We start from the raw sequence: 6,342 nt of genomic DNA, 5'->3' as shown, positions 1-6,342 counted from the left end.
ACTGGAGGAAAAAACCGTCAGCTCGATGTTGCAGGAAATGGTGACGACCCTCGACCCGCGCGAAGCGACAATTCTTCGGTACCGCTTCGGTCTGGATGGCGGCAGCGAAAGGACTCTTGAGGAAGTTGGCCAGAAGTTCGGGGTCACCCGTGAGCGCGTCCGGCAGATTCAGAACATCGCGCTGGCCAAACTCCGCAAGATGATTGAGAAACTTGAGGCCGTGAAGAAGTGACACCGGCCCGTCTTGAAAAACTATGAGCGATCCACAGGTGACTCCCGGCGACTTGCAAAGCGCCATTCGCAACGTTCCCGATTTTCCACAGCCGGGAATTCAGTTCAAGGACATCACGCCCGTCCTGGCCGACGCGCGCCTGTTCAGTGGCAGTGTTGATTTGCTGACCGCTGGCCATCCGCCCGGCTCGGTGGACGTCGTCGTGGGCATTGATGCGCGCGGGTTCATTTTTGCGGCCGCGGCCGCGCATAAATTGGGCGCGGGCTTCGTGCCCGTGCGCAAAAAAGGCAAGCTGCCGTACAAGACGTTCGAGCAGAGCTACGAATTGGAATACGGCTCGAACACGATCGCCATTCATGTGGACGCCTTCAAGCCGGGCAGCCGCGTGCTGCTGGTGGACGACCTGCTCGCGACGGGCGGGACGGCTGCCGCCGCGGCGGCGCTTGTCCGAAAGGCCGGTGCGGAGATTCTCGAGATCAGGTTTTTGATCGAATTGAGTTTTCTCAAGGGGCGCGAAAAGCTGAAGGGCTTTCCGGTCCGGTCGCTGGTGATTTTTTGAACGATCGGTTCGAAAGGTGATCAGTTTCTCTCGGGCGGTTCCGTTACTCTTGTGCAGCTTCGAGCCGGCGATTTCTGTTTCTGGCGGATGAATCGTCTGCGGCCAATGCGGCGGTTCGCCACCCGATCACTAAGATTCCAGTCACGAGCAACGTTCTGACAATCCCGTAGTAGGCTATCGGGTTCCGCAACATTTCATGAGTTTTCCACCAGATGAGTAAACCCGAGTACGTGACCAGTACGAGGGGAGTAAACGTCGCCGATAAAAGAAAGCGCTTATTCAAATGTTCCACCGTACATAAGCGGTGCTCGAACCAATTATTCAGGACGGCCACAACCACTGCCGCGAACAGGCTTTGTCCAAACGCGTCCGAAGTCCCGCCGCCACCATCGAAAAAAACAAATGGCAGCATGATCTCCAGCTTCAGACAAAACCTGATACACAAATACGGGTCAATCGGTTTTTGCATGGATCTATTTTACTCCAGATCGTCGTTCCTCGCTAATGTTCTTGGCAATCGCCGCACCTCCCGATGACAATAACGATGATGTCTTCGATCCAATCACTCGACGTCGCGCTGTTTCGATTCATCAATCTGACGTTGAGCAATCCGTTGTTTGACCGGGCGATGCCATTTTTCAGCGGCAACTCGCTGTTTGTTCCGCTGTTGATCCTGGCGGCAGCGATTCTGGTCTGCCGGGAGGGTGTTCGTGGCCGCATCTGCCTCATCATGCTCGTGCTGGCGGTTTGCCTCGGCGATCCGCTTATCGTCAACACCATCAAACACGCGGTCGGACGCCTGCGGCCGTTCAACGATATTTCAGATGCGGTTACGCGCGTCGGGCGCGGAGGAAGTTTCAGCATGCCGTCGGCGCACGCCGCCAACTGGTTCGCCGCAACGATGGTGATGTTCGTTTATTATCGGCGCAGTGTGTTCTTCATGCTGCCGCTGGCGGCATTGGTCGGTTTTTCCCGCATCTATAACGGCGTGCATTATCCGACCGACGTAATCGTCGGCGCGTTGCTGGGCATGAGCTACGGCGCGCTCCTCGTCTTCGCACTGGACGCGTCGTGGCGCTGGGCTGGACAGCGCTGGTTTCCGCTCTGGTGGCAGCGCCTGCCATCGCTCCGAAATCCCGGCTCGCGGGCGGAATCACCCGACACCGACATTGAACAAACGCCGGCCGCCAGCCAGGAATCGTCGGTTGACCAACACTGGCTGCGTTTTGGCTACGCGTTGATCGGGCTGCTGCTGTTTGTCGGCCTCGCTTATATCGCCAGTGGAAAAATCGAACTTAGCGAGGACGAGGCTTATCAATGGCTCTGGTCGAAACATCTCGCGCTTTCGTATTACAGCAAACCGCCGCTCATCGCTTACACCCAATTTCTCGGCACCTGGCTTTGGGGTGACAACGAATTCGGCGTGCGGTTTTTCTCGCCCGTCATCGCGGCGATACTGTCCGTGATGTTGCTGCGTTTTTTTGCGCGTGAAGCCAGCGCGCGACTCGGCGCGCTGCTGGTTATGGTGGCAACGGCCACCCCCCTGCTGGCGATCGGTTCGACGCTGATGACCGTTGATCCGCTCACGGTTTTGTTTTGGACAGCGGCCATGATCTCCGGCTGGCGCGCCGTCCAACTCGATTCCATGCGACACTGGCTCTGGACGGGGCTTTGGATGGGACTCGGCTTCTTGAGCAAGTATTCCTCGCCATTGCAATGGCTTTGCTGGGCGGTCTTTTTCGTCTTGTGGAAACCGGCGCGCGCACAATTGAAGCGTCCGGGGCCGTATCTTGCGCTTCTGGTCAACGCGGTATGCACACTGCCGGTGCTGCTGTGGAATGCCCGGCACGGCTGGATCACCATGACGCACCTGAGCGAGCGCGGCGGATTGGACGGAGAATGGCATCCGACAATGCGCTATCTCCAGGATTTTCTCGCCGCGCAGGCGGGTTTGCTGAACCCATTTTTTTTCGTCGGCGCCGTCTGGGCAGCCGTGGCCTTTTGGCGCCGTGAAAGGCGAGATCCGCTTATGATTTATCTCTTCAGCATGGGCGCTCCCGTCTTTCTGCTGTATTTTGCGCTCGCCTTTCGTTCGCGCGTCCTTCCGAACTGGATCGCCGTCGCTGTCGTCCCATCGTTCTGCCTCGCGGCGATTCACTGGGACTCGCGCTGGCGCGCCGGGGCGCGCGCGGTCAAGGGCTGGCTCGTTGCCGGTCTCGGTGTCGGTCTGGCCGTGGTCATCGTCGCGCACGAAACCGACCTGGTCGGCAAAATCACCGGCCACCCGCTTTCGCCGAAGCCTGATCCGTTGACCCGGGTTCGCGCCTACAAAGAAATGGCGCGAGTGGTGGGCGAAGCTCGCTTGAAGCTGTTGTCGGAAGGAAAGCCGGTCTTCATCATCGCGAACCATTATGGGATCACGAGTCAGATTACGTTTTACCTTCCCGAGGCCAAGGCTGGTGTGCCGGACCATCCGCTCGTTTATTTTCGTTCATCGGCCCGGCCCGAGAACCAGTTTTACTTCTGGCCTGGCTACGGGAACCGCAAGGGCCAGAACGCCATTTTTGTCCAGGAAGCTCACACACCGCAGCCGCCGCCGGAAAGAATTCAGAAAGAGTTTGCGAGTGTGACCGATTTGGGGATACACGACATCAAGTACCGTGACCGTATCTTCCACCAGATCCAGATATTCGAATGTCGCGGCCTCCGATGACGCCCCGCGCGCGGCTCGCGGGACGATTTTTCCTGTTCACGACTATGACCTCGCCACCACGTTGACGTCCGGCCAGGTTTTTCGCTGGGAACTGCGCGACCGGTGTTGGGAGGGCGTCATCGGCCAGCGCTGGGTGCGCCTGCGCGCGGACGGCGCGGCGATCATCGCCGAGACCGCAGACCCGGTCACAGACTGGCGCTGGCTCGCCGATTATTTGCAGATCGGGATCAGTCTGGGCGGCGTACTGGCCACGTTTCCCGGGGATGAACCGATGCGTGCCGCTGTGGCCGCCTGTCGCGGGTTGCGTCTGCTGCGGCAGGATCCGTGGGAATGTCTAGCGTCTTTCATTTTTTCCTCCACGAAGCAAATCGTTCAGATTCGTCAGATCGTCGCCCTGCTTTGCGAACGTTTCGGTGAACCCGTGGCGGTGCCGGACGGTCGCCGCCCGGCATTCGCCTTCCCCGCGCCGCAACGCGTTGCCGCCGCGGATGAGTCCGAACTGCGGGCTTGCAAAATGGGTTTCCGTGCGCCCAATCTACGCGCTGCGGCCCGAAAAATTGTGGAAGGCGAAGTGGATTTGGGTCGGCTCGCGACAGCGCCCACCGGAGCCGCGCGCGACGAATTGATGCGGTTGCCGGGTGTTGGTCGAAAGATCGCCGATTGCGTTTTGCTCTTTGCGTATGGTTTCCAGGATGCCTTTCCGGTGGACGTCTGGGTCATGAAAGCGCTGCAACACTTCTACTTTCCACGGCGCCGCGTCGCGTTGCAGCTTCTGCAAAAATTCGCGACCTCGCATTTCGGCCCGTACGCGGGTTACGCGCAGCAGTATTTGTTTCACTACGCTCGCGTCCACGCAAAACTGAAGGAATGAAATGGCGGCCGGTCACATGACCCGAAGCATTGAAGTGCTCTTTTCTCCCGCGGAATTCGCCGCGCTGGCTCAACGCGATTTGAGCCAGACGGCGTGTGTGGTGCTGGACATCCTGCGCGCGACCACCTCGATGATGACCGCGCTGGCCCATGGCGCCGAGGCCATCATTCCGGTGGGAGAAATTGCCGAGGCGCTTGCCGTCAGACAACAGCGCCCGGACGCGCTTCTGGCCGGCGAACGCAACGGCGCGCGGATTCGCGCCGACCAGACCGGCGGCGTGGATTTTGACTTTGGCAATTCCCCGCGCGAGTTTCAGGCCGACAAGGTGCGCGGCAAGACCATCATCATGACCACGACCAATGGCACGCGCGCGATTCGCGCCTGCGCCCGCGCCGACACCGTCCTGATCGGCTCATTTCTCAACCTGCGGGCCGTGGCGCACTGGATTCGGCGCGAATTGCCGACGCATCTGATTCTGGTGTGCAGCGGCACACACGACCAGGCCGCGCTGGAGGATACGCTTGCCGCGGGCGCGCTCTGCGAACGTCTCTGGCCCTATTACGCTTCGGGCCAGGTCGCTGACTCGGCTGAAATTGCGCGCCGGATCTACCCCTTGCTTCAGGCCGATCTTCTCGGCGCGATGAAGCATTCCCGCAACGGCCAGCGATTGCTCAACCACCCGGACTGGCGTGCCGACGTTTATTTCTGCGTGCAGCGCGAGACGTTGAATTTTGTCGCGGGTCTCGGCGAAGGCGGCGCTGTGCGCAAGTTCGCGTTCGAGTCCTCGTCGGACACGGCGGTTTACGCGCGGCCTCAAACCTGAACAGCGACCAGCCGTCGTCGGATCATCTCCCGCCAGATCAACACGAAACCGCTCGCGAACTCGCCGGGTTTTTCCGCCAGCCAGCGGTCCAGCGCCGGTACCGTGAACCAGTCGCCACGATCGATCTCGTCCGGATGCAGAACGAACGGTCCTTCCGAGCGGCAGCGGTAAATCCAGATGAATTCCCAACCGGTTTCCGCGCAGGCGTCGATCTTGAACAGGCGCCCGGGTGTTTGCGCGAGGCTCAGCCCGAGTTCTTCCTTTGACTCGCGCACCGCGCAAGCGTCGTAGCTTTCGCCGGAATCGAGATGGCCCGAGGCCGACGAGTCCCAGGTGCCCGGAAAGCAATCCTTCTTCATCGAACGCTTTTGGAGAAACAGCTCGCCCCTGGAGTTGAACACCAGCACGTGCACCGCGCGGTGCTTCAACTTCAGCCGATGAATCTCACTCCGCGGCTTCTGATCGACGACCTCGTCGCGGTCGTTGACCACATCGAAGATTTCTTCATTCATAATGGTGGAGATCGCACGCGAGTTCTACGAACTGGTGAAGGCCGATCGTTTCTGCTCGGGCCTGATGCGAAAAACTGAATCGTTCGAAGGCGCGTGCTAATCCTTCCTCCGGCCACTCCTCTTTCAGCAACTTGAACATCATCTTCCGGCGCTGGGAAAATGCCCGCTTCACAATTCTCGTGAACGTCTCGGCCTCCGCCTCGTTCAACAGCGGCTGCGCGCGCCGGACCAGAGTGACGCACGCTGAATCCACATCCGGGGCGGGGAAGAAGCAACTCGCGGGAATCTTGAACCATTCGTGGGGTTCGTAACGAAGCTGAACGAGCAGCGTCAAAACACCGTAGTCCTTGTCCCCGGGCTTCGCCATCAGCCGCTGCACGACTTCGAGTTGAAGCGTTGCCACGATGCGTTCCGGACAACCCGTTGCCTGCGCCAGTTCGACCAGAATGGGTGAGGCGACCGAGTAGGGGAGGTTGGCCACCAGTTTCCAGTCAGACCAATTGCGCTGCTTCGACCGCACATAGTCCAGCGCGTCGTCGCGCGCCAGCGTCAGGTGTCCAGCTTCGGCGAACCTTTCGCGAAGCAGTTCGATCAGTCGATGATCCTTTTCGATGGCGAGCACTTCGGCGGAT

8 protein-coding genes are annotated in these 6,342 nt (G+C 59.8%); 5 read left to right on the top strand and 3 right to left on the bottom strand.

Annotation, left to right across the window (positions count from 1 at the left end):
* Positions 1–232: sigma factor-like helix-turn-helix DNA-binding protein (locus tag VN887_16435; GenBank protein ID HXT41596.1), on the top strand; the 232-nt coding region annotated here is incomplete at its 5' end.
* Between the two features lie 37 nt (positions 233–269).
* On the top strand, positions 270–791 hold the full coding sequence (locus VN887_16430; protein HXT41595.1) for an adenine phosphoribosyltransferase: 522 nt from the start codon (positions 270–272) through the stop codon (positions 789–791).
* 43 nt (positions 792–834) lie between these two features.
* Here the strand turns inward: VN887_16430 and VN887_16425 are convergent, their stop codons facing one another.
* The gene (locus tag VN887_16425) at positions 835–1,260 is read right to left on the bottom strand and encodes a hypothetical protein (GenBank protein HXT41594.1); all 426 of its coding nucleotides are present in this window, start codon (positions 1,258–1,260) and stop codon (positions 835–837) included.
* A gap of 75 nt (positions 1,261–1,335) precedes the next feature.
* Between VN887_16425 and VN887_16420 the strand changes: the two genes are divergently transcribed.
* The 3 genes from VN887_16420 to VN887_16410 are packed head-to-tail and all read left to right on the top strand — an operon-like array spanning position 1,336 to position 5,198.
* Entirely contained in the window at positions 1,336–3,504 is a 2,169-nt protein-coding gene (locus tag VN887_16420; GenBank protein HXT41593.1) for a glycosyltransferase family 39 protein, read from the top strand.
* A complete protein-coding gene (locus VN887_16415) occupies positions 3,452–4,375 on the top strand; it encodes a DNA glycosylase (GenBank protein ID HXT41592.1) in 924 nt (307 codons plus the stop codon). The genes VN887_16420 and VN887_16415 overlap by 53 nt, the downstream gene beginning before the upstream one ends.
* 16 nt (positions 4,376–4,391) lie before the next feature.
* Entirely contained in the window at positions 4,392–5,198 is an 807-nt protein-coding gene (locus VN887_16410; GenBank protein ID HXT41591.1) for a 2-phosphosulfolactate phosphatase, read from the top strand.
* On the opposite strand, the gene VN887_16405 is transcribed toward VN887_16410, so the two are convergent.
* Both VN887_16405 and VN887_16400 read right to left on the bottom strand, forming a co-directional pair.
* Entirely contained in the window at positions 5,189–5,710 is a 522-nt protein-coding gene (locus VN887_16405; GenBank protein HXT41590.1) for an NUDIX domain-containing protein, read from the bottom strand. The genes VN887_16410 and VN887_16405 overlap by 10 nt on opposite strands.
* Positions 5,703–6,342, bottom strand: a 640-nt coding sequence (locus VN887_16400) for an rRNA adenine dimethyltransferase family protein (GenBank protein ID HXT41589.1), incomplete at its 5' end; no start/stop codon positions are given. The genes VN887_16400 and VN887_16405, both read right to left, overlap by 8 nt.

The organism is Candidatus Angelobacter sp., assembly GCA_035607015.1.
Classification (GTDB): domain Bacteria; phylum Verrucomicrobiota; class Verrucomicrobiia; order Limisphaerales; family AV2; genus AV2.
This window is presented reverse-complemented; position numbering and strand designations above follow the sequence as displayed.